Here is a 22,814-nt window from a genome sequence, read left to right as displayed (position 1 = left end):
AAAGAGCGGATTGTGACGGATCATACTGAGCACGGTGGTGTGTGCCCGGGTTGTGGCACCGTGTTTGCGCGCGACACACTGGTACGTGGCACGCCCGCCTTTAAAATGATTGGTGGCAAAGTCTTTTGTAAATAAGTGCCAACACTTACTAGTGCCATTTTGCCATTACATGACAAAAAAGGTACAGAACAGGAAAAACAAATAACGCAATTTCCAGGGCAAGTACCCCAGTGTTGCCTCCTGAAATAGTACGAAAAAGCTCATACCAATTTGCTTATATTGTGGTGGATATCTTCGCAACGGTCTAGGCTACAAGGAACGAAAAAGCGCCATGTGGCGCTTTGGAAAAACATAGTGTAGTAAGCACTAAGGTACACAACTCGCTTTAGTGAAGAAGTATCTTACTTCGTAATCTTCACAGGTAACGTAGCTGCTGTTGCCGCCATTGCTGGAGTTCCAGCAGGCAAAGCCTGAATTGTTGTTGACCAGGTTTTGGCCAGTCAGGCTGGCGTCCAGCTTATTACCCACCACCCGGGCGACAACTGTGGCCACATCTGCAGTACTGCAACTGATCCCAATGTTGCCCAGAGACTGATGGGTAATGAACAGCTCGTTGTCACCACCGGACGGATCATCGTGGTCGAGCCAATCGGTCGCAAATAAGCCGCCATTGACCAGAGATGAGTCTATGTAGTAGGCACCGATTGAGTTGAGCTCCTTGTTTTGGGTGCCGTGGAAGGCAAACAGCTGTAGACCTGATTTGAAGGTCAAAGTTGCGCAGATTCCACTATTTGTACCGCCAGAAATTTTTCGGTTATCACTAGATGTCAGCTCCAGTGAGTACACGGTACTATACCCATACTTGCTGTCATCCCGACAGACCTTCATGCTTTTAAGGTAATCACCTTTGCTGACATCAAAGGTCAGCTGATTGCCCCAGCTGCCGCCATTACCGCCATAGTTCACACAAATTTCCGAGTTGCCGACACTGGCATGTGATACGCTTTGACTGGTTGTGTAACATGCCTCAAAGCCGTCAACGCGATCTTTCGAACGGATCCGTACTGAGCTAAGGTTAAAGGTGCCGCCTACCAGGGCTTTGCGCTTTAACAGATCCAGGCCGCTGAACGCGTCACCCTTATTGGTCGAGCCCAGCGCAGCACTTTTAAAAAACATCCAGTCGATATTGCTTGCAGAGTTAGACAGCCAGAAGTCCTCAAACGCACGATAATAGTTGACCCAGTGGCTCTCTGAGCTGAGGCCAATTTCATTATTCAGCTGAACCTGCTCGTAGGCGTTGAACGGCATGGCAAAGGTGTAACTGCCGCCCAGGTTCTGACAGTTTGCAAAACCCATCTCCCAGCTGCCCTTGCTGGTGGTCAGTTTCCAGTTACGGTTTTCATCCACACAGGCATGGTATTGGTAAGTCTCGCAGGTTTTATCCACGATGGAAGAATCTATTTCCAGACTGGCGCAATTGCCTGAGTTATTAGGCCGGTTAGATTTCCATGACCAGATATAGTCTTCGATTTGAACTTCGTTGGCGCCATAGCCGCTGGCCGCGCTGGTGTTATTGGCCTCAACCAGCGCCAGCTCCAAAATTTGTGCGCCTTTGTTGGCCCATTTACTGATCACATTGCTGCCGGTTTTATCTGCATCGGGGCCATCGGTATTGAGCTGTGTGGCCCCATCAATGACCACGGTCATATTGTTGGCGTTGTAGTGATCGGTCTGATCACCGTTCAGACATTTATTGCTGCCATTTTGGCAAAACGGCTGATTGCTTTTGAGGTCACCATCAGCATTAAAGGCGTCCACACCAATAAACACGGTATTCCAGAACTTAGAGTAGCTGCCGGATTTGTGATACGAGCACAAGTTGCTGTGATCTCGCGGTGTTTGCACGACGGCAACCAGTTGCTTACCCGCCGCCAGAATATCGCGCTTGCTCAGGTAAGAGACTGGCAAAGACGCACAGCTTTTATCGGCATAGCCCCAGTCGGACGGTAACAATAAGTAATCGCCGATGTCATTTTTTAACCGCTCGCCGATCTTGTTGTGCCAGTTATTGTGGTTGTTGTGCTTGTATGACTCAATTTTCAATAGAATGACTTCGTCCGGGTTGTCCTTCAGAAAGTCTTTAATGTCGTCTAATCCTTCCGATAATTTGGCGTGAAAGGCAGAACAAACGGCTTCATTTTCCCGGGAATTATGGCACAGCATTGGGGTTGAATCTGCGGTGCTTTCCGGATAGATATCAAATTCCATCACCCGTATACCGCGCTTGAGCAAGCTTTTGGGCGAGTAGTACTGGTTGACGTCTGTATAGGTGCCCTTACTCCAGGAATGCGACGCATAGGCATTGTGTGCCCCGGCCCAGAGGGTTTTAGAAAATGGTGCAAAATTGTCTATCTGACCTTGCAGATCTAACCGCGTGACTTTGTCATCGTCAGTGTCTATTGCTGCATTTGCACTCAGCGACAGGCCTGATGCCGCTAATACACAGGCCAGCAACCAAGCTGGTTTGTTCAATAAGTTACCTGGTTTCATGGTGAAATTCCTCTCCTTTTAAGTGTAAATTTGGTCCTTAATCAGGGCGCTTGTCAGCGACCTGTACGAGCAACCAGGTAAAAAGATAGTGAGGAATAGTGCAAACAATAAGGAGGGAATAATTTATATATTCATACTGTAATGTCAGCGCCCAGAAAAACGTTATTTAAAGGCGCTTTGAGTTATAATCGACCATCAGTTCTTATCAAGTGGAAACACAAAACATCGGTTTTTTGCATTGAATATCAATACTTATATCATTTTCAGCAGTTGACCGAAGGAAATGCTATAACAAGGAACTAAGGAAAGGCACTAAGAACTTCCAGCCTGAACCGGCATATGGCAGATAAAGCTATTAGTGGGGATTTTGTAATTTCAGCACTTTGGCCTTTACAGCATCTGTAAATACAGGCTGGCATATTTGTGCTTTAGTCAATTAATATAACAGGCAATAAGAACGTATTGATGCTACAAAACAATGGAACAGTTAGACTACAAAGAACTCTTGCCTCCTGACTGGTTATCTCCTTTTCTGGAGCCGTTTTGGATCCGCAGGGTGTCTGGTTCCGCCTCATTTTTTCCACAAGGTGTGTTTGAGCTCTTGTTTCATAGTATGCCATTGACATATTCGTCCGTTATTCATGAGCCAAAAGCAGTGCCTGCCGGGGTCAGTCTTGTTGGACAGCAGTTATCAGCATATAGAATTTCGAGTGCGCAGCCACAATGGGTAGTAGGGGTAAGGTTAAAACCTTTTGCATACTTTCAGCCTCAGCAGTTAGCTGCGTCAGAAGTTAAAAACACCATTGAAAGTATGCAGCATGTGTTTGGTATTAGTCGGGAGTTAGAAACATTACTCGGGTGGCTAAAGGCCTGCCCGGAGCAGTTACTTGAAGTCCAGTTTCAGCGTGTTATGGCAAAGTTAATGCCTTGGTTAAAAAGACTATTTTATAGTTCAGAATTTGCCTTTCCAGAACTATTGAGGGCGAAAACAAATACCATTCTTGATGCGCGAGGAAATATTTTGATTGCAGATATTTGCCAACAGTTTGCGACCAGTAAAGTTACTTTGCGTAATCACTTTGTATCAAAAATTGGCTTGTCACCTAAAGAGTTATGCAAGGTGTGGCGGATGAACAGCTTCTTACTAAATGCCTCACATTACCCGGGTGACCTGACTGGCGCGGCTCTGGCATCCGGATACTTTGATCAGGCACACTTAAACAGAGAATTTAAGACTGTTATTGGCCTGACACCTAAAGCTTATTTAGCAGCACAAAATGGCTATGATAAGCATCAGTCATCTCAGGTTATATACAGTCGTTTTATTGGCCACTATGACCCTTTTTAAGTCCTTTACTTTTTTACAATTCTTTTTCTACGAAACGGCTAAAAATAGGAAAAACAAACAAAACAATGAGTTTAACCTATGAATTTAAAATATCTAACAACAGCCGCAGTTGTATTATTGTTGGGGCTTGTTGCACCGTCATATGCAAACGCGATAACACAAAATGAAAAAGCAGCTGCGATTGAAAAGATAACACAGTTGATGAGTGAGCATTATGTTTTTCCTGAGGTTGCAGCACACACTAATCGAAAGCTACATAAGGCTTTTCAGGCCGGTCACTTCGCGCCTATGAAAGATCACGCATCATTCTCAAAGGCTTTGACCAAGTGGTTAAGGGCAACGGCAAAAGACGGGCATTTAAGAGTACGTGCCAACCCCGTAGGTGAACAGATCACCGGGATAGAATCTTCAATACGTGATAACTTACTCAAACCCACACGCCACAAGTTCTTAAATTATGGTGTACTCAGTGCAAGTATATTAGAGAACAATATAGGCTATATCGATTTACGCTCATTCTATCGCTTAGCCGACAGCAAACCCTATATCGATGCAGCAATGAAGCTGATGACAAAAACCGATGCTGTAATCATTGATCTGCGAAAAAACGGAGGGGGCTCGCCACGAACCGTCCAATACTTGTGTAGCTACTTTTTTGATGAAAAGCTTCTGCTGAACAGCCTTTATTTTCGCGAGGGTAATGAAACAACGGATTACTACGTGTTAGATGAAGTTGGTGGCGAGAAAATGCCTGATGTCCCTCTTTATATTTTGACCAGTAGTAAGACCTATTCCGGTGCGGAAGAATTTAGTTATAACATGTTGACCAGAAAGCGAGCGACACTTGTCGGTGAAACGACCGGCGGGGCTGCCAATCCAGGAGGTATGTTCACAATAAATGACGAGCTGCGTATGTTTATTGCGACAGGCACAGCCATCAACCCTGTTACCCAAACAAACTGGGAAACGGTTGGCGTGAAACCGAATGTGGAAATTGGTGCAGATGACGCGTTGGATAAAACCATTGAAATGGCAAGTGAAGTGGTTGAGAAAAACTGGCTGGCCGAGCAGTCCAGACGGGAAATTGAAATAGATCGGCTGCTCACTTTGTTGCAAAAGGTAAGGCTGAGCGATAAACCCATGTCAGACATTAAATCTACCTATGCGGACAAGATCTCAGAACTGGCAAAGAATTTACCAGCACCAGATCGGGTAATTGCCGAACTGGCCTATGAATATTGGGACAAAGAGTCAAAGTATGCAGTGTTTCTATTTGATGTAGCAGTGCGGCTGAATAATCAAAATATGTACTTTTTTGCCTATTGGGCCAGAGCACTTGCCAAGCTTGACAATATGCCGGAGGCAAAAAGTGTACTCAAGAAGGGATTGAAGCTGGCTGCTGATAAGGAAGACAAGGAAATGCTACAGGGCATTTTAGCAGAACTGGAAAAATCCGCAGTTAAGCTTTAGCAGTGAGGTTACATACGGCGGGGTGAGTCAGTGGGTGGAGAGGTTACATGGACAATGTTTATTGGAGCATTCATCATCAATTTCTGAGGGAAATTTATGGTGGATGCTCCTGCTAACTGCTTTATAACCATCAATTCGGTGTGTTAACACCCATGTGTAAGCCTTTACACTACTATTGAAAGATTTTAATAAGCTAAAGGCTACTCATGATAGTTTTTAAGTAGTGCACTGACTCCGGTTTTCTTTCCTGATTTCTTTTAGCTTTCTGTTTATATTTTTAATCATTGGTTTTTCTATGAACGTATGCATAATGCAACCAGAGATAGTACAGGCAATGAACGCGACAAAGATGGTGAGAGGTAAGCCAATTTTTTCATTTAAGTCAATTGCATTGCAGACTTTGATGAAAGCAGAAAGTGTCAGGACGTGAATAAGGTATATTGAGTAAGACGCATCTCCGAAGTAGATAATTGACTTTTGGAAACGGCTCTTTTTATCCATGAAATTCTCAAATAATAAAAACCCGATAACAATCATCACTGCTGGAATTGTGAATCGAGCTACACGGTTATTTACATCACTTACCTTAAAACTCTCTGAGCCTAAATATAAAATAATTGCTGATAGCAAGAACAAAGTAATTGATACAGCTAACCAACGTTTACTGTTAATTGACGAGTTTGTCTTCAAGTAGAGCTTTGCTATAAATATACCTAATATGAATTGCATAAGGAGAGGGCTAGTTATTACTTGCAAGATTGGGTCTTCAAATGGTTCCGAAACGAAGCCAATGATAATGAGTGAAGAGAAGATTGTAATTAAAAATCCAATTGTATTCTTGAAAAATAAAGAAATCGCAAATAAAACATAGAAGAAAACTTCATATTCTAACGTCCAAGCAACCATTAACAATGGGGCACTTTCATGAGGGATTAGTAAAAATGAATGAAATAAAGAGGGGGGAAGCGGTGAGGCAGAATTAACCCATTCAGGCTTCAGCAATAATACTGGGACTATCAATAAGCAAACAAACCAGAATATTGGGTATATCCTTACAAGACGCCTTTCAATGAATTGTGATGGAGTAAGTCTTTTGTTTATGAAGCTGCTATAAATTATAAATCCAGATATAATAAAGAATATATCTACACCAATCATTAACACATTAGCTAATGTTTGATAGCCATAATTGATCTCTTCCACCTTGTTGTGCATGAACTTTAAAACATGACATAATACTACAGCAAGGGCTGCAAATGCCCTTAGTAATTGAATGGAGTTTATCATCTTTGAACTCGACTATGATTTTATTAGGTTAAGCGGTATATTTTTAACTGACAGAATTTTGAGAATAAATTCAAGGTTGCAGAAAAAAAGACCGTGAATTTTACATCAGAAGGGGGGAGATTGCAATCAAGTTTAGATGTCAACTTTCATGAAAAGTCTCAAAAATAGCCTGGCTCTTTAAATTCAGGTCGGGCTTTCTTGTTACGTCCTTGTGGTCACACATGGCTTTGCTGGTACGCTCAGATACGTGTGGCGCTACCCTGGAACTAACAATTATCATTAAAAATGACTTCCGTTCGATTTGAGGGGGAGCTGTTGGGCCTCACCAATTTCTACAGAGTATTCTTCATAATTTGACCTTAGATATCTGAAGTTCACCACCTATATGCCGTTTGGGTTGCAATTATCCATCTGTTTCTGTCAAGTAGAAATACATTAAGATCACTAATTTTACATTAAATATCAATATTTATGTCATTTTTAACAGTTGACCAAAGGAAATGTTATAACAGTTTTTTTGTTTAGATGTTGCAATTAGACCGTTCCAGTTGCTAACTTTATTAACAGTTTTACAACACAGCACTGATATGTTTATCGCGGTAGAGGACCTTGTTGTTTTAGGTACAAGTAGTTAAACCACTTGTTCGCTTTGTTTCACAGAGCGAGTGTTTAAGTGCATTGTCAGTCAGAAAAAAGCGATAATACAACAAGGAGAAGACATGAGTATCAAACGTTTTAAACTATCAACCTTATCTACCATAATGCTGTCTGCGATGAGCTTACCTGCTGTAGCACAAGCGCCTGTTTTTCAAGGTCATACAGAAGAGGCGAAGTTGCAAATTAAGTCTAAGAAAAGCACCAGTAATCGCTACATTATTCGCTTTAATGAAGCGTTGTCTGGTGGCAAAAACAGCTTCAATAATTTTATAGCACTCAACTATCTGTTCACAGCGGGTGCTGAACCTCTGTTCGCGCTTAGTGGCCAGCAAGCAATGGTGGCGGAACTGGACGAGTATAGCCTGGAGACACTGCGCGGCTTTTCGTCTGTTGAGTCGATTGAAATAGACCCTAAACGTTACGTGTTGCCGCTGGCAAAGTCAGCAAATCAAATCGTGCCTTTTGCGCAGAGCACACCTTACGGCATTACTATGGTGCAAGGTCCATTACTGCCCCAATCTGATACCTCTGCAAGAAAAGTGTGTGTGATCGATACAGGGTATAACTTGGGTCACCCGGATTTGCCCTATGGCAACGCCACCGGAGTTGCAAATAACAATGCAGTTGGCCAATGGAACAACGACGGCAACGGCCATGGTACTCATGTTGCGGGTACCATTGCGGCAGAAGACAATAACCAAGGGGTGGTAGGCGTTTACCCGGGTGTTGATTTACACATAGTCAAAATTTTTGATGATAACGGACAGTGGACATATGCCTCTGACCTGGTGAATGCCATTCAGCAGTGTAAGGATGGCGGCGCTCAGGTCGTCAACATGAGCCTGGGTGGGGGCAATTACTCCAATAGCGAAAATACCGCGATGCAAAATTTTGTCGATGGTGGCATGATGCTGGTGGCTGCAGCAGGTAATGATGGCAATAGCTCCAAGTCATACCCGGCATCTTACAATTCGGTTATTTCAGTTGCATCAGTAACATCCAGCGAAAGCCGTTCTTCATTCTCTCAATATAATGATCAAGTCGAACTGGCGGGCCCGGGTTCTAGCGTAAATTCAACATATCCCACCAATACTTACCGTAGTCTGAGTGGTACATCAATGGCATCTCCCCATGTTGCTGGTGTCGCGGCATTAGTGTGGAGTCATAATACCCAGTGTAATAACCAGCAGATCCGGGCCGCACTCAACGCAACAGCCAAAGACAAAGGCTCTGCTGGTCGGGACAACTACTACGGTTATGGTATTGTTCAGGCCAAAGCTGCATCCGACTATATCGCTGCAAATGGCTGTCAGGGCGGCGGCGATCCGGGAGGTGTCACACCGGTCAATGGCTCTTTGCCTAACCTTCAAGGCAATCAAAGTGCCTGGACGCACTATACCTGGGATATCCCTCAGGGCGTAAAAGAGATGAACTTAAGCATCACAGGTGGCACTGGAGATGCAGATCTGTATGTCAGATATAATGCCCAGCCTGATGCAAACAACTACACCTGTCGTCCCTGGAAGGACGGTAATGAGGAACAGTGTTCATTTGCTAACCCAAGCGCAGGCACCTGGCATATTAGTTTATATGGATATAACAACTACAACGGTGTGACGCTAAATTACTCGTATAAGTAATCGGCAGCTTGTCGGGATAACCCAAAAATAAAGGCGCTCCGGAGCGCCTTTTTATAAGTTTAATTACTGAACCCGCCGTGTTTCCCAAAGGGGCGTCTTCATATTAGCTTTGATATGATGCGCTAAGCGTAAACTAGTGATGCAAATTAACCAGCAGTTTCTTTAGCAGGTTTGCCAGGAGCACTTTTTCATCTTCATCCAGTGGCGAGAGCAATTGATGACCTTTCGCGACGTGCTCAATGATAACTTCATCGATAAGTTTCAACCCTTTTTCTGTCAAACAGACCAGCACACCCCGGCGATCATTGGGATCCGGGCTACGTTTAACCAGGTCTTTCGCTTCAAGTTTATCGATGCGGTTGGTCATGGAGCCAGAAGTTAGCATTAATGTCTGTAATAACTGGTTTGGCGTTAATGTATATGGTTTGCCCGAACGACGCAGCGTCGCCAAAACGTCGAACTCACCGCCGTTAAGGCCGAACCGGCTGAATACACTATGCAGTTCTTTGCTGAATACCGCATTCGTTCTGACCAGGCGGCCCATTACGGCCATAGGTGAGGGATCGATGTCGGGCCTTTCTTTTTCCCATTGAGCAATTACCGTATCTACCAAATCATCTTTGTGCATAACAATGACTTCTCTGTTCTCTTTGATGGCTTAAAGATACTGCATAATAAATTTGAAGAGAAGAGTTGTAACATCAAATATCTTCAAGAGAAGTATATGATGGTTGAGATAAATTTGTCTTCGCATGGGGCTTATGCCGCACAGCGCAACAGCTGGATCTATGAAGGCTGAGAAGCAGCTGGGGCAGAGGCGTGTCGTCTTTTTTATACCGGAGGTATGCCTTGCACCGAGTTATTCTTGTCAGCAGTGTGGCGGGTATCTGGCTGTGGCATACGCAAACCAGAAACAGCGCAGCATATTACAAGGACAACAAAGGCATTGACAAAATTTTTTGAATATATATCTTTATATAAAGATTCTTTAGTTGGTGTATCTTTTTGTGAAGTTTGATTCAGGTGCAGTCTTTGGGCTGCCCCCATGGTAAAGGAATAAGGAGAAAGTCATGAATGTTAAACCCTGGGTTTCTGCAGCAAGTGTTGTTGCCATTTTGGTCGTAGGCAGTATCGCGCTTAAAGGGCGTATCACGGAAGCGCGCAATACCGAGTTTTCAGAGCAAGCCGCCACGGTTGAAGCAATGCGTGTAGAGACGGTGCAGTATCAGTCATACATAGACATCAGCGGTGTGATTAAAGCGCCACAGACCATTAACCTGGTGAATGAGGTAGCGGGTAAAATCACTCGGCTGCATTTTAAGTCGGGCGATTTAGTCAACGCCGGTGAGCCTTTAGTTGAAATGGAACACGCAGAGGAAATGGCACAGCTGGTCGCGGCCAGGGTGCGCGTCACGCAGCAGGAAAGTACGCTGGTTCGCTATCGTAGCCTGCACGAACGTAATAAGTTCAGCGATCAGCAATTGGAAGAAGCCATCACGCAACTGGCACAGTTCCGCGCGCAAGTCGATTTACTGACTGCCCGTGTCGAGAAAAAAATCGTTAAGGCACCGTTTACCGCGCGGGTGGGGATCCACGACCTTCAGGTTGGCCAATACCTGGTGCCGAATACCGTACTGACCAACATGGTTGGTCTTCAGGCACACATGTGGGTGGATTTCTCAGTACCTCAAACTTACCAGGCACTGGCAATCAACACCCCCATTCGTGTGTCTGTGGTGGGTGATAAGGCAGCCTCTCAGCTGGCATATGTTGAATCGGTAGAGCCGGGTATGAGCGCCACATCCAGACAACTAAAGTATCGGGCCCGCATTGAACGTACGGAGCAGCTGATTGCGAATCAGCTGGTGAAGATCAGCTTGCCTGTTGGCGCGGATCAGCAAGTGATTGCCGTGCCTTATCTGGCCATCGTAAAGGATCAACTTGGCGACTATGTTTACGTGCTGGAAAAAGACGAGCAGGGTACGCTCAGAGCGACGCGTCAGCAAGTTGAGCTGGGCGAGCGTTTGGGTGATAGGGTGATGATCACCGACGGCCTGGAGAAAGACCGTCTGATTGCAAGCCGCGGCGCATTTAAGTTGCGTAGTGGCCTGAAGACCTTTGTCTCTGAACCTCAGCAATCACAGCAGGCAGTGGCGATGGAAGATACTCGCAAAGAAGGCGTGTCACTATGAAAAATACAGCCCACTTTATGGATAGATTTGTCACTATGCCGGTGCTGGCCGTGGTGTTATCCGCCATGATCTGCATCGGTGGGCTGTGGTCCGTACTTAACATCACAGTCCTGCAATTTCCCAAGATTGAAAGTTCGTCTTTGGTGGTGTCGACCACTTATATCGGCGCATCGGCCGATACGGTAAAAGGGTTTGTGACCGAACCCATAGAGCGTGTCACAGCGACAGTCCCCGGTATTGATTACGTGGAATCGACCACTACAGCAGGCACCAGTACTGTGACTGCGTACCTGAACCTGAACGAAGACAGCTCCAAAGCACTGGCGGAGCTCACAGCCCGGTTGGGCCAGGTTAGCTACATGTTACCGTCGGAATCGGAAGATCCGGTTGTGACTGTACAACGCGCCGACAGACCACACGCTTTGTTCTATCTGAATATTGAAAACCAGGGGGTGTCGTTGATCCAGTTAACGGATTATCTGTCACGTCAGGTTACGCCGGTACTTAATGGCATTGAAGGGGTACAGCGTGTCGCGATTGAGGGCAGCCGGACCCCGGCGCTGCGAGTTGACCTGGACTCAGCGAAACTGGATGCGTTTGGCCTGAGCGCCGACGAAGTGTACAGTGCACTGGCTGCAAACAACACCATTGCGACTCTGGGCTTTACCGAGACCAGCAAGCAACGCATTGACCTGGTGGCCAATACCCAGCTTAAAGACTTGAACGAATTCAAGCGCCTCGTGGTCAGACAGGCAAACAACGAAACCATTTATCTGCGCGATGTTGCAACGGTCAGACTGGGCTCTGAGCAGCCAACCATCAGTGCACGTTTAAGCCAACAAGATACCGTGTATATCTCGGTCTGGCCGCTGCCTGGTGCGAACGAAATTGCCATTGGCGACGCCTTATATGCCATGACCGATGAAATCAATCAAACACTGCCGGATGGCATTCGTATCAACTATGCCTACGACGGCACCTTATATATGCGCGATGCGCTGAGCGAAATCTTCAAGACGCTGGTTGAAACTGTGGTGTTGGTGGGTGCTGTGGTTTTGTTCATGATGGGCTCATTCAGAAGTGCTGCGGTGCCGTTGGTAACGATCCCAATTTCCATTTTGGGTGCGGTTGCAGCCATGTATGTGGCCGGTTTCTCAATGAACCTGCTGACTGTACTGGCCATTGTGCTCTCAGTTGGCCTAGTGGTGGATGATGCCATCGTGGTCGTCGAAAACGTCTCGCGTTACATTCGTGAAGGTAAGCCTAAGTTACAGGCTGCACTACAAAGCGCCAGACAACTGTTTGTGCCCATTGTTTCAATGACGCTGACACTGGCGATGGTCTATCTGCCAATCGGCTTCCTGTCCGGGCTGACCGGGGTTTTATTCAAAGAGTTTGCCTTTACACTGGCGATTGCCGTGGTGATTTCCGGGTTTGTAGCCGTGACTTTGTCACCTATCATGAGTGCGTATGTAACGCCGCCAGATGGCAAAGAAACTAGGCTGACACGCAAAGTAAATAGTGGGTTCGACTGGTTACGTAAAAAGTATAAAACCGTATTGAGTGCTTCATTGAACTGGCGTAATCAAATTTTGCTGGGCGCCATGGTGTTAAGTCTGATGGTCGTGCCGTTCTTCACCGGCTCGAAAAAAGAGTTGGCCCCGGTTGAAGATCAAAGCCAGATATACGTACTAGTGCAGTCTCCGCCTGAGTCATCACTGACTTACAACGAAGACAACATGCATGGTGTGGTTGATACCTTACTGGACATGCCGGGCACGACGCAGATGTGGCAAAACATCTTCACTAACAGTGCATTTGGTGGGGTGGAGTTCATCAGCGCATCACAGCGTGACTACACCACAATGTCACTGATCCCTGAGGTTTACGGTCGTCTGGCACAGCTACCGGGTATCAACCCGCTGCCCATTCTGCCTTCGCCTTTACCCACAGCGGGCCAGTTTGATGTAGAAATGGTGGTGAAATCCTCAGCCAGTTATGAAGAAATGAAGCAGTATGCCGATCAGCTGATAGGCAAAGCGTTTGGCAGTGGCCACTTCCTCTATGCCGACACGGACCTGAAAATTGACCTGCCACAAATTGAGGTAACCCTGAAGCGTGAGCAGATCGCAGACTTAGGGATGGACCTGGCCCATGTCAGTCGCCAGCTGGGTATTTTGCTGTCTAACAACTATGTGAACCGCTTTGACGCAAGAGGTAAGGCTTATCAGGTCATCCCGGTGGTAGACAGCAAGATCAAAACGGACCCGTCGAAACTACTAAGCCTGCAAATTAAGGCGCACAACGGCACTCGGGTTCCTTTGTCTGCCATTGCTGAAATCAACTGGACCACGGTACCGCGTCAGCTGAGCAGTTTTGGTCAACAAAATGCGTTTCGTATTTTCGGTGGCGTGCTGCCAAGCTCAACCAAAGAAGCGGCGCTAACGGCGCTGGAAGAAGCAGCTAAAGAAGTCCTGCCTTCTTCTTACATGATTGATTATGCAGGTGAATCCAGGCAGATCAGACAGCAGGGCAACAGCCTGCTGGGTGTGATGGCCGTGTCTTTGGTGATTGTTTATCTGCTATTGAGCATTCAGTTTAACAGCTTCAGAGATCCGCTGGTGGTCTTACTGGGCAGCGTACCGCTGGCCATGATGGGCGCACTGACACTGTCTTACTTTGAGCTGACCACAATGAATATTTACTCGCAGATTGGCTTAATCACTTTGATAGGCCTGATCGCGAAAAATGGTATTTTGATTGTGGAATTCGCCAATCATTTACAAGAGGAAGGACGCAGCAAACTGGATGCTGTGGTTGAGTCTGCAGCCACCCGGTTACGTCCTGTCCTGATGACCTCCGCAGCAACCGTGCTGGGCCACTTTCCATTGATGCTGGTCACCGGCGCAGGTGCTGAGGCACGCAACAGTATCGGCATCATCCTGGTTGCAGGCATGATGGTTGGCACCTTATTTACCTTATTCGTATTACCGGCCTTCTACGTAAAACTTGCAACGCGCCGCGAGGTACGTAAGGCTAAAGCCCAGGAGGCAGCCAATTCGACGTCAACGCTTGCAATGAGCTAATCAGTACACCCATGAACATACCGCATAATTCGGGCTTCTAAAGCCCTAAGTCGCAGCAATGCGCCAGCATCGCCTGGCGCTTTTTTGCGTAAAAGGACAACGCAAAAACTTGCTCAGGGTGCAACTAAAGTTGACAAACCACTCCGTCATCCCGGACGCATGCGAGCCGGGATCTACTTGAACCCCCGCAGTAGTTCCTCAATGAAAACAAACATAACAAACCACTCCGTCATCCCGGACGCGTGCGAGCCGGGATCTATTTGACCACCCGCAGTAGTTGTTCAATGAAGACAAACCTGACCAACAGCTCCGTCATCCCGGGCGCGTGCGAGCCGGGATCTACTTAAGCACCATGCAGTAGTTGTTCAATGAAGACAAACCTAACAACCACTCCGTCATCCCAGACGCGTGCGAGCCGGGATCCACTTGAACCCACGCAGTAGTTCCTCAGTGAAGATAAACCTGACCAACAGCTCCGTCATCCCGGACGCGTGCGAGCCGGGATCTACTTAGATACCACGAAATAGTTCCGTAATGAAGACAAACCTAACAAACCACTCCGTCATCCCGGACGCGTGCGAGCCGGGATCTACTTAGATACCACGCAGTAGTTCCTCAATGAAAACAAACCTAACAAACCACTCAGTCATCCCGGACGTATGCGAGCCTGGATCTACTTAAACCCTCGCAGTAGTTCCTCAATGAAGACAAACCTAACAACCACTCCGTCATCCCGGACGCGTGCGAGCCGGGATCTACTTGAACCCACGCAGTAGTTCAGCAATGAAGACAAGCCTGACAAACAACTCCGTCATCCCGGACGCGTGCGAGCCGGGATCTATTTGAACCCCCGCAGTAGTTCATCAATGAAGACAAGCCTGACAAACAACTCCGTCATCCCGGACGCGTGCGAGCCGGGATCTACTTGAACACCATGCAGTAGTTGTTCAATGAAGACCAACCCGACAAACCACTCAGTCATCCCGGACGCGTGCGAGCCGGGATCTACTTGAACACCATGCAGTAGTTGTTCATTGAAGACAAACCCGACAAACAACGGCTTTATAATAAAACGATACAAAAAATAATGGCGCACAGCGCTTGATTTTACGTTGCAGCGCTCACCGCCCGGGTGCTGTTTATTTATACAGGTATAAGTGAGTGTGGCTAATGACCAAGTCAAATTTCTCGCTTTCTCCGTGCTTGAAGGTCTCGTTTAAGTGAAGCATCGATTTAAGTTAATTAGATTCAAAAGGTTAGTAGTTTTACATGACGAGACCGTAAGTCTCGCTATGAACAAGGCTCGGTTTCAACAAAGCCGTTTTGGCTTGAGCAATAAGAGCAATGGTGGTAGGTTATTGTTCTTATTATGAATAAAATAATTTGGCTGTGGATCTGTACGGTTTCAGGAACTGGATCTAACCGGTATTCACGCTAATACACTGTTATAAATTTTTCATCTAGAGAGTTATTTTGAAAAGAGGATTAATTACTGTAGCTGGTAATATTAAGTTCCAAATGCAAGGATTTGGCTTAAGTTCAAACTTAACGCCTGAGGATATCCGTTTCTATTTAATGTATTGGGATAAAATTATAATTCCAACAAATAATCTAATACATTTTGGTATTCCAGATGAAGAAGACTTAATTAGTAGTAAAGCCTTGTGGCGACCTAGAACTAATCATGTTGGTAGTTTTTCTGGTCATGAAGTCGGTGAAGCTATAATTAAGGGGCAAAGTGAGATTGCAGAGTTAATGCTTAAAGACTCAAAAACAGATTGGGTAGTGCATCAAACGGGCAATCAAATCTTCCTACCCAAAGAAACGTCAAAATATAACAACACTATTCGTGTTGACTTGTCTGGTGCATTACCTGTTCCTAATAAAGATGCAAACATCAATGAAATACTTGAGTTCAAGGAAAGGAGAAGCTCGGAGCTTGAGGCATTGCACTCAACACTTGATGATTTATATAAAGAGGTTTTAACTTCACCAGATCCATCTTTAGAAGCTAAGTCCGTTTTCTCAAGATTAAATAAAGAAATTCAAGCGCTTGAAAAGGTTTCAGGCGAAAAGTATAAGAAAACTAGTAAGTTTGATTTATCTGTTGAATTAAATCTAAATGGTAAAGACATTGCTATGGCTGGTGCATCCGGTGCCGCAATAGATTTTCTATCAAATGGTTTTACTATGCCAATAGCGACAACTCTAGCCGCTATTGGTGCTTGTGTGAAAATATCGGGGAAATCTACTAATACATTTTCAGCCGCAGATGAAAGATTAAAGTTAGGGTATATTTCTAAAGCTTCTGAAGTGGGCTTGGTGCAATAAATTTATAACAAGGCCGTAAAACCAAGGACACAAAACAGCAGGCTTGTGCTCCTTCGTCGCTAATTTTAGCCTGCTATTTTGTGCCGTTTACGGCAAGCGTTAAATTCAAGGAGGTTTCGTGTTAAAAACTATAGGTAAATACATAGGAACAGGTTTTTTATACGGCATTGGTTTTGCGGTAGCGGTGGCTGTTATAGTTTACGTTACTGAGAAAATGAAATGGGGTAAGCCTGACTATGCATACCAACAAGATGAAAATAAAACTAAATACCTAAAATCATTAATCAATTCTATTGAAAATAATGGTACTGATCAGTGTGAAGATGTTGTTGGTACTTGGGTCGGTGAATTTATAGAAGCAGATGGGGCTTATATACGTAGTTGGGAGTTGAATTACGAAGAAGATGGCCGTTTTTGGGGAACTATGGTTGAAAAATCAATCACCGAGAATACCGAGGAAAAACAGGAAGGTACATGGGAGTGCGAGCATTCTGTACTATTTACCGACGTCACTATTGGTGAAAAACATTATAAATGGAACTATTTACTGCTTCATAATTCTAATGGTGAACGAGTTTACGCACATATAGGTCGCTATTCCCTTGAAAATGTGTATCGTGCATACCGTAAAAAATGAAGAAAATCGGGGTCAGAAAATCGGGGTCAGGTCTTGCATTGTGCACAGGAACATCGGGGTCAGGAACATCGGGGTCAGGAACATCGGGGTCAGGTCTTGTATTGTGCATTTGGTCATTGAACTTACAAGTCACATGCTGTCTCTTTAATGGTTGCAGAGACAGTCAGTGAACTTCTTGAAAGTCCCCAACCATCAAAATCAAATCACAGACACCCAGCGTTGTCTTTGTTTGTTATAGGTGTAGTGGTTTAATAGATCCGGACACATTGATAAGAGACAATAACGTCAAACATCGAGGTATCCATGATAAAGCAAAAACGACAATACAAATCATACCCTAAAGAATTTAAAGAAGAGGCTGTCGCCTTAGTCAGTGAACAAGGTTATACAGTAGCTCAAGCCGCAGAAGCCGTAGGCGTTAGTACCAGTTTGCTTTACAAGTGGAAGGAACATATTGAACAAGAGCAGGCTGGACACAAATTGGTTAACTCCGAACGAGAAGAGCTTTTAGCACTTCGCAAAGAAGTAAAACACCTGAGAATGGAAAAAGATATTTTAAAAAAGGCCAGCGCCTTCTTTGCGAAAGAAATGAAGTAAAGTATCAATTCATTCAAGTTCAATCTGACGAGTACCCAACGCTTATATTTTGCCGGGTTATGGGAGTCAGCTCCAGTGCTTACTACGATTGGTGTAAGCGGCCAGGACAAGCAATAGATGCAGAGATGCTTCGCCTTTTCCGTCGTATAAAGGCGTTGTTCAAAGAGAGCAGGCAAAGCCTGGGCTCCCGTCAAATGATGAAACAGCTTCGCAAGGAAGGCTTCAAAATTGGGCGTTTTAAAGTACGCCGTTTGATGAAAAAGTTAGAGCTTGTCGTAAGGCAAAGGCAAGCTTATAAAGTGACGACTAATAGCAAACATAACAATCAAGTTGCAGATAATGTTTTGGCAAGGCAGTTTAATCCAACGGCACCGAATGTTGCGTGGGCGGGTGATATGACTTATTTGCGCACGGCTCAGGGTTGGATGTATTTGGCTATTGTTATGGATTTACATTCTCGTCGCTTTATTGGTTGGGCTTTAAGTAAGCGAATGACAGTTCAATTAGTAGAACGCGCTCTACAAATGGCAATTAATCTGAGGAACCCACCAAAAGGATTTATATTTCATAGTGATAGAGGTTCACAGTACACAAGTAAATGTTATCAGGCGTTACTAACGAAGCATGGTTTTATTGCTTCAATGAGTGGCAAAGAAGCGTGTCTAGATAATGCAGTTGTCGAGCGTTTTTTTGGGAGTTTAAAGAATGAATGGCTGCTAAATATTAGGCATTTAACACGTTATTCTATGCGCTCCGATGTAGAGAAATACATCAGATATTACAACAAGATCAGACTGTACAGCTCACTGGATGATATGAGTCCAATTGAGTATGAAAATTATAAAAAGAAAGTGTCCGGTTGGACTTGACCAGTACAAACTACTTTTAGCCGATTATTTGCGCCGTGGGGGGATCCCCTCATAATTGTGGCCTCCTGAGCTGATGAATCAAGCGCACGTATTCACGTATAGCCCAGCGTAGCTGCTTCCCCGTCATAACATAATCGCTTCGTCGCCTAACCTCTTTGCCAAGTCTGACAGTCGACAGAACAGCACGGTCTTTTATTGTATTTGCCTGGAACTTTCGTTGCCAGTTTGAGTGTTGGGCATACAGGCCGATCCACCAGAGAATAATTGTCGCCAGCAAAGCGAGTAATAGCAGAATATCGAGCCGGTTGGGGCGTCGACTTTTACTATGTTTCAGGCCTATACCGTATAGGGGGCTTTTCAGATCTCGAAAGCTTTCTTCGATTTGCATGCGTTTGGCGTAAAGTGAGGCAACACGTTTGGGTTTGAACAAGTCAGCGGGCAGGTTAGTGGTTAATAGCCTGAGCTTTTTAAGCCAGTTCGATACTTTTTTGGGCGTTATAGCTCTGGTCAGATCGACACTACCAAAGATTAACAACCACGCTAATCACGCATAGTTTGCTATCTATACGTTACTTGCGTACACTTTGCTTATGAAAAGTGTGTTTATTGAATCAACCATATTTGGAAAGTACCGAAATGAATACCTTAGTGATGAGGAGTTCCGGTGTTCCAGGCTGAACTTATGTCGAACCCAAAGCAAGGTGATGTAATTCAGGGCACGGGAGGTTTACGAAAGATTCGAGTAGCAAGTAAAGGTAAGGGAAAGCGTGGTGGTTCACGTGTTATCTACTACTTCTTCGATGAAAAGCGTCGTTTTTATTTGCTGACCATTTACGGCAAAAATGAAATGTCAGATTTAACCACAGATCAAAAGAAACACTTAAAGGCTTTTATGGAGGCGTGGCGTAATGAGCAATCGTGACCTATTTGCAGAACTAAGTTCAGCACTTGTTGAAGCTAAAGAACACTCAGAGGGTAAAGTAACTCTGAAAACCCATCAAGTTAATGACATTGGTGACTTGAATATCTCGCCTGACGAAATCGTCAGTATTCGTGAGCAGTTCAATATGTCTCGTGGTGTATTTGCTCGATTGTTACATACATCATCGCGTACATTAGAAAACTGGGAGCAGGGGCGCAGCGCACCAAATGGGCAAGCGATCACTCTGCTAAAATTGGTACAGCGTCACCCAGAAACGCTGTCACATATCGCAGAGCTATAGCAAGAGACCATGACGTCAAAAGCTAAATTCCGGTACCCGACAGTTCCAGTTTTGCTCCGTCTTGGCTGTAAGTTTTAGATGGTAACTAACGTGGTTTTTAAAAACACACAATTCATAAGAGGCGTGCAGAGGGTGACAGTGCTAAATTGCCTGTTCTCACAATTTAATTCACCCCTTCACTCTCTACCCAAACAACACCAACCCACTATGAATATTCCAGCGCCAGTACGGCGCAGCACCCGGGTTGCGTCTGGCGATTGTGCAAAGACAAACGTCCCTGATGAGCCTCAACGATCTGCTGGCACAGTACCAGGCCAATGCCTGAGCCTTGTTGTTTGGTGCTGTAAAAAGGCACGAATAAGTTGTCGGTGTTTTTTATGCCAATGCCATTGTCGCAAATGGTAATACGCACTTGCTGATTGCTAAGCTGCCAGTCAATCTCTATCTGGCAGGTTACATTGGCTAGTTCTGCGGCATCGCAGGCGTTCTTAAACAGGTTGATAAACAGCTGCTCAAATTGCACAGGGTCGACATTGAGCGACAGGTCCTGTGCATTGAGCAGGTTGAATTCACACTGAGGAAAGAGTTTCTGGCAATTAGAGATAAGCGCATGTAGTGAGCAAGTTTTGCGCTCAGGCTCTGGCAGTCTGGCCAGTTGGTTATAGCTTTCGATGAATTTACTGAGCTCGCCGGCGCGGTGCTGAATAAAGTTTAAGTTCTCGGTAAGTGGCGCCTGGATATCCGGCTCGCAGCGTTTGCTGACGATTTTCACTAAGGTTTGCGAAATAGAGGTGATCGGAGAGAGCGAGTTGTTTATCTCATGACTCATTACTCTGATCAGCCTTTGCCAGGCGTGGCGCTCTTCGCTGCGCAGTAATGAATGCACGTCGGTAATAAACAGCAGTTTGTAAGTTTTGCCCTCACTTAAATATTGCTCTGCATGCACATTGTAGCGTTTGGTTTGCAGTGCCACGGGCAGCTCAATCAACTGGCTTTGCCCGGACGCCAGTTGGCTGACTGCGGCCAGTGCCTTGGGCAGGGCAAGTTTGGTTTGGGTGTCACCCAGTGCGAACAGGGTTTGTGCGGCAGGGTTTGACAATGCAATGGTCTGCTGATCGTCTATGGCTAAAATCGCCACATCGATATGTTCAAGTACGGTTTGCACCAGTTGCTGAGATTCCGCTGATTGCCAGCGCTGTGCACTCAAACGCTCGGCAAGTCGGTTGATGGCACTAAACAGCGGCGTTAATTCATTTTCATGAGGGCCTGTGTGTGCCCTGAGTGTGTAGTCGCCCTGTGCGAGGGCCTCCACCAAATTGGTTTGGGTTCGCAGCTGGTACACCACTTTTTGTTTAATATACAAGGTGCTCCAGGTCAGCACTATCACGCCCAGCAAAGCACACAGCGCCACCAGCCATACCGATATATCAGTGAGCAGCATGGTGACAATGAGCAAAAAAAGCAAAGGCACGGCACTGGCAAGGTACAAATAGCAAAGCTGAGATTCGTAAGACGCTGACTTAGGCATAGTTATTATTTACCTGTTTTATTTAAACGCCGGTAAAAGGTACTGCGGCTCAGCCCTAATGAGTGCGCAGCGGCAACGGCGTCGCCCTGAAAGTGCGACATACGGCGTTCCAGGGCTTTTTGCTCCAGCTCGGCCAGGGTCAGCAAGGGTTCCTGCTCTGTGCATTCGCTGCTCGAGGCGATGTGGCGCGGCTGCTCCGAGGGTAAGTTGAGGTGCGTAACATCAATTTGCTCGGTGGGCGCCAAAATGTGTGCCCGCTCCATCAGGTGCGCCAGCTCTCTGACATTGCCGGGCCAATGGTATGCTTGCAGGGCACTTTGTGCTTGCGGTGTTAAAACACGCCCCTGCGCCGCGTACTTATCAATGGAGCGCCGTAAAAAGTGCTGCGCCAGCGGCAGAATATCGGCCTGGCGTTCTCGAAGTGGCGGAATATGTACCTGCACGGTATTTATGCGATATAGCAGATCTTTTCGAAAACTGCCTTGGTGCACGGCGTCATCCAGGTTGGCATTGGTGGCGGTAATTAAGCGAATATTGACTGACTGTGTTTTACTGGCACCGACTTTTTCAAACTGCCTTTCCTCAAGTACGCGCAGTAACTTGGCTTGCTGGGAGTAGGGGGTATTGGCAATTTCATCTAAAAACAGCGAGCCTTCATCAGCCAGCTCAAAGCGACCAATGCGGTGCGACTTGGCATCGGTAAAAGCGCCCTTAACATGGCCAAACATCTCGCTTTCAAATAAGTTTTCACTGACTGCGCCCATATTTACGCTGATCAGCTGCTCGTCTTTTCGGGGCGATAAATCATGTAAATACCGCGCAAACAGGCTCTTTCCTGTGCCGTTTTCTCCTGTCAGCAGCACACTCACATCGCTTTTGGCCACCTGAGATAACGTCGCCAGAACGTGTTTAATGGGCTCGGAATGGGCAATCAGCCCCGACACCACACCAAGTTCGTTTTGCAGCAGCTGGTTGTGAACGGCTAACTTTTGGGTGCGTTTATGGGCTTTTGCAAGCTGTAGCTGGGTACGAACTATCGTCAGTAACCGCTCGTTTTCCCACGGTTTTTGCACAAAGTCGTTGGCACCCAGTTGCATTGCTTTGACCGCAATTTCAATACTTCCCCAACCGGTAATGGCAATAATTGGCAACTGTTCATCGTCAGCTCTTATTTGCTCTATCAATGCCAGCCCTTCCTGGGCGGAGGTGGTGTCCTCGGTAAAGTTTAGATCCGTGATCAGTAAGCTAACGGTATGCTGTTTAAGCAGTTGCATAGCCTGGCCCGGCGAGCTGGCCTGCACACTGGCGTAACCTTCTTCCAGCAACAGCAGGCTCAGTGCACGCCTGACACCTTCATCGTCATCAATAATTAAAATTGGGTCGTTCATAAATGTGTGTT

At 45.8% G+C, this 22,814-nt stretch carries 16 protein-coding genes; 10 read left to right on the top strand and 6 right to left on the bottom strand.

Annotated elements, in window-relative coordinates:
* Positions 1–366: 366 nt before the first annotated feature.
* On the bottom strand, positions 367–2,550 hold the full coding sequence (locus MHN33_RS20585; protein ID WP_239400918.1) for a phosphatidylinositol-specific phospholipase C domain-containing protein: 2,184 nt from the start codon (positions 2,548–2,550) through the stop codon (positions 367–369).
* A gap of 478 nt (positions 2,551–3,028) precedes the next feature.
* Between MHN33_RS20585 and MHN33_RS20580 the strand changes: the two genes are divergently transcribed.
* Positions 3,029–3,898 carry a helix-turn-helix domain-containing protein gene (locus MHN33_RS20580; protein ID WP_239400916.1) on the top strand — a complete coding sequence of 290 codons (870 nt, stop codon included), beginning with the start codon at positions 3,029–3,031 and terminating at the stop codon, positions 3,896–3,898.
* A 78-nt stretch (positions 3,899–3,976) separates the two neighbouring features.
* Positions 3,977–5,368 (top strand): S41 family peptidase, encoded by a 1,392-nt coding sequence (locus tag MHN33_RS20575; RefSeq protein ID WP_239400914.1) that lies wholly within the window; start codon positions 3,977–3,979, stop codon positions 5,366–5,368.
* Between the two features lie 216 nt (positions 5,369–5,584).
* On the opposite strand, the gene MHN33_RS20570 is transcribed toward MHN33_RS20575, so the two are convergent.
* Positions 5,585–6,655, bottom strand: a complete 1,071-nt coding sequence (locus MHN33_RS20570; RefSeq protein ID WP_239400912.1) for an acyltransferase — start codon at positions 6,653–6,655, stop codon at positions 5,585–5,587.
* A gap of 719 nt (positions 6,656–7,374) precedes the next feature.
* On the opposite strand from MHN33_RS20570, the gene MHN33_RS20565 reads away from it, so the two are divergent.
* Complete coding sequence (locus MHN33_RS20565) at positions 7,375–8,952, top strand: S8 family serine peptidase (protein ID WP_239400910.1); 1,578 nt, start codon at positions 7,375–7,377, stop codon at positions 8,950–8,952.
* Between the two features lie 133 nt (positions 8,953–9,085).
* Here the strand turns inward: MHN33_RS20565 and MHN33_RS20560 are convergent, their stop codons facing one another.
* Positions 9,086–9,580: a MarR family transcriptional regulator gene (locus MHN33_RS20560; protein WP_239400908.1), complete on the bottom strand. Its 495-nt coding sequence runs from the start codon at positions 9,578–9,580 to the stop codon at positions 9,086–9,088.
* 442 nt (positions 9,581–10,022) lie between these two features.
* On the opposite strand from MHN33_RS20560, the gene MHN33_RS20555 reads away from it, so the two are divergent.
* Complete coding sequence (locus MHN33_RS20555; RefSeq protein ID WP_239400906.1) at positions 10,023–11,144, top strand: efflux RND transporter periplasmic adaptor subunit; 1,122 nt, start codon at positions 10,023–10,025, stop codon at positions 11,142–11,144.
* The gene (locus MHN33_RS20550) at positions 11,141–14,230 is read left to right on the top strand and encodes an efflux RND transporter permease subunit (RefSeq protein WP_239400904.1); all 3,090 of its coding nucleotides are present in this window, start codon (positions 11,141–11,143) and stop codon (positions 14,228–14,230) included. The genes MHN33_RS20555 and MHN33_RS20550 overlap by 4 nt, the downstream gene beginning before the upstream one ends.
* A gap of 838 nt (positions 14,231–15,068) precedes the next feature.
* Here MHN33_RS20550 and MHN33_RS20545 read toward each other — a convergent pair.
* A complete protein-coding gene (locus tag MHN33_RS20545) occupies positions 15,069–15,413 on the bottom strand; it encodes a hypothetical protein (protein WP_239400902.1) in 345 nt (114 codons plus the stop codon).
* A gap of 290 nt (positions 15,414–15,703) precedes the next feature.
* On the opposite strand from MHN33_RS20545, the gene MHN33_RS20540 reads away from it, so the two are divergent.
* The 5 genes from MHN33_RS20540 to MHN33_RS20520 all read left to right on the top strand — a co-directional run bounded on the left by MHN33_RS20540 (position 15,704) and on the right by MHN33_RS20520 (position 19,887).
* Positions 15,704–16,561 carry a DUF6236 family protein gene (locus tag MHN33_RS20540; protein WP_239400900.1) on the top strand — a complete coding sequence of 286 codons (858 nt, stop codon included), beginning with the start codon at positions 15,704–15,706 and terminating at the stop codon, positions 16,559–16,561.
* Between the two features lie 118 nt (positions 16,562–16,679).
* The gene (locus MHN33_RS20535) at positions 16,680–17,198 is read left to right on the top strand and encodes a hypothetical protein (protein WP_239400898.1); all 519 of its coding nucleotides are present in this window, start codon (positions 16,680–16,682) and stop codon (positions 17,196–17,198) included.
* 306 nt (positions 17,199–17,504) lie between these two features.
* Positions 17,505–18,664, top strand: a protein-coding gene (locus MHN33_RS20530; RefSeq protein ID WP_239400922.1) for an IS3 family transposase whose coding sequence is annotated in 2 segments (ribosomal slippage) — positions 17,505–17,754 and positions 17,754–18,664 — 1,161 coding nt in all. Because the reading frame shifts where the segments join, the coding sequence is not laid out codon by codon here.
* A gap of 664 nt (positions 18,665–19,328) precedes the next feature.
* The gene (locus tag MHN33_RS20525) at positions 19,329–19,586 is read left to right on the top strand and encodes a type II toxin-antitoxin system RelE/ParE family toxin (protein WP_239400896.1); all 258 of its coding nucleotides are present in this window, start codon (positions 19,329–19,331) and stop codon (positions 19,584–19,586) included.
* Positions 19,573–19,887, top strand: coding sequence for a DNA-binding transcriptional regulator (locus MHN33_RS20520; RefSeq protein WP_239400894.1), 315 nt, complete (start codon positions 19,573–19,575; stop codon positions 19,885–19,887). The genes MHN33_RS20525 and MHN33_RS20520 overlap by 14 nt, the downstream gene beginning before the upstream one ends.
* A 205-nt stretch (positions 19,888–20,092) precedes the next feature.
* On the opposite strand, the gene MHN33_RS20515 is transcribed toward MHN33_RS20520, so the two are convergent.
* The gene (locus MHN33_RS20515) at positions 20,093–21,415 is read right to left on the bottom strand and encodes an ATP-binding protein (protein WP_239400892.1); all 1,323 of its coding nucleotides are present in this window, start codon (positions 21,413–21,415) and stop codon (positions 20,093–20,095) included.
* Between the two features lie 5 nt (positions 21,416–21,420).
* Positions 21,421–22,803, bottom strand: coding sequence for a sigma-54 dependent transcriptional regulator (locus tag MHN33_RS20510; protein WP_239400890.1), 1,383 nt, complete (start codon positions 22,801–22,803; stop codon positions 21,421–21,423).
* Positions 22,804–22,814 lie beyond the last annotated feature (11 nt).

The organism is Pseudoalteromonas sp. OOF1S-7 (assembly GCF_022347765.1).
Classification (GTDB): Bacteria; Pseudomonadota; Gammaproteobacteria; order Enterobacterales; family Alteromonadaceae; genus Pseudoalteromonas.
Note: the sequence above shows the minus strand (reverse complement) of the source record. Positions and strands in the feature narration are given on the sequence as shown.